The 1,329-nt window shown below is 45.4% G+C and carries 2 protein-coding genes; both read left to right on the top strand.

All coding sequences use genetic code 11. The annotated features are described in order from the left end of the window. Positions 1-395: response regulator transcription factor (locus A3739_RS18295; RefSeq protein ID WP_197472426.1), on the top strand; the 395-nt coding region annotated here is incomplete at its 5' end. Positions 396-429: 34 nt separating this feature from the next. Then, positions 430-1,329 (top strand): HAMP domain-containing protein (locus A3739_RS18290; protein ID WP_197472425.1); only part of this gene is annotated, 900 nt, incomplete at its 3' end.

The raw sequence follows: 1,329 nt of genomic DNA, 5'->3' as shown, positions 1-1,329 counted from the left end.
ACTACCTAACAAAACCATTCTCCTTCACTGAATTACTAGCACGACTTGAAGCACTTGAGCGTCGTGGTGCTAGCTCAGGTTCTGAACAAGTCACCCATCTACAAGTGGCTGATCTAGAAATGGATCTACTCGCACGTACTGTTAAACGTGCTGGCCAGAAAATAGATCTCCAACCACGTGAATTCCGTTTACTTGAATACTTAATGAAGCATGCTGGGCAAGTCGTAACGCGCACAATGCTTCTTGAGCAAGTGTGGGATTACCACTTCGATCCACAAACAAACGTCATCGATGTTCATATCAGCCGCTTACGCTCAAAAATCGACAAAGATTTTCCTAAGCAGCTACTTCAAACCGTTCGTGGTGCGGGATACATTTTGAGTGAAGATTCTTAGTCTACTAAGAACCCCTACATTTCAGCTGGCGATTATGTACATGGTACTTTTCGCCACGTCTGTTTTTATTCTAATGGGCTTTATTTACTGGGCAACCGCTGGGTATATGTCGAGCCAAACAGACGAAACCATCGAAGCTGAAATAGTCGGTCTGGCAGAACAATATCAACGCCAAGGTTTGAATGGCTTAATCAGTGTCATTCGAGAGCGTGTAGCACGTGATCCTAACGGCAAAGCGATCTATTTATTTACTGCGCGTGATTTCATCAAACTCGCAGGCAATATAGATAAGTGGCCAGAAGAAGGCGAAGTTCAAGAGGGCTGGCTCAACTTTACACTTAATGAAGAGTTAGGCTGGCACAATGAGCTTGATCGGCCAGCTCGAGCACGTGTGTTCATTGTGCCTGGAGGCTTGCGCTTACTAGTAGGCCGTGATGTCAACGAGTTCATGGCTGTTAAAGAGCTTGTTGAACGCGCGATAAACTTGGGCATGGCGATCACCTTTATGCTGGCAATGATCGGCGGCGTTATGATGAGCCGAAGTACGGCTCGTCGCGTTGAAATTATCAACCAAACCAGCCAGAAAATTATGAAGGGCAACTTATCATTGCGCATACCCGATCGCGGAACCAATGATGATTTTGACCAACTCGCGCGTAACCTGAACGAAATGCTGGATCGCATTTTTCAATTGATGGAAGGTATTAAGCACGTCTCAGATAATATTGCGCACGACCTTCGAACACCTCTTACCCGACTTAGAAATAAGTTAGAAAACACTCTATTAAAAGTAGAAAACGAAGTTCAAAGAGAGCTCGTCGCGAGTGCTGTTGCCGAAGCAGACCAGTTACTTGCCACCTTCAATGCACTGCTGCGCATTGCACGCCTAGAAATGGGTGGTCGTACTGATAACTTTAAACGCTTTAATCTATCC

This window comes from Oleiphilus sp. HI0067 (assembly GCF_001635735.1).
The sequence above is the reverse complement of the archived record's forward strand: the minus strand, read 5'-3'. Positions and strand labels throughout refer to the sequence as shown.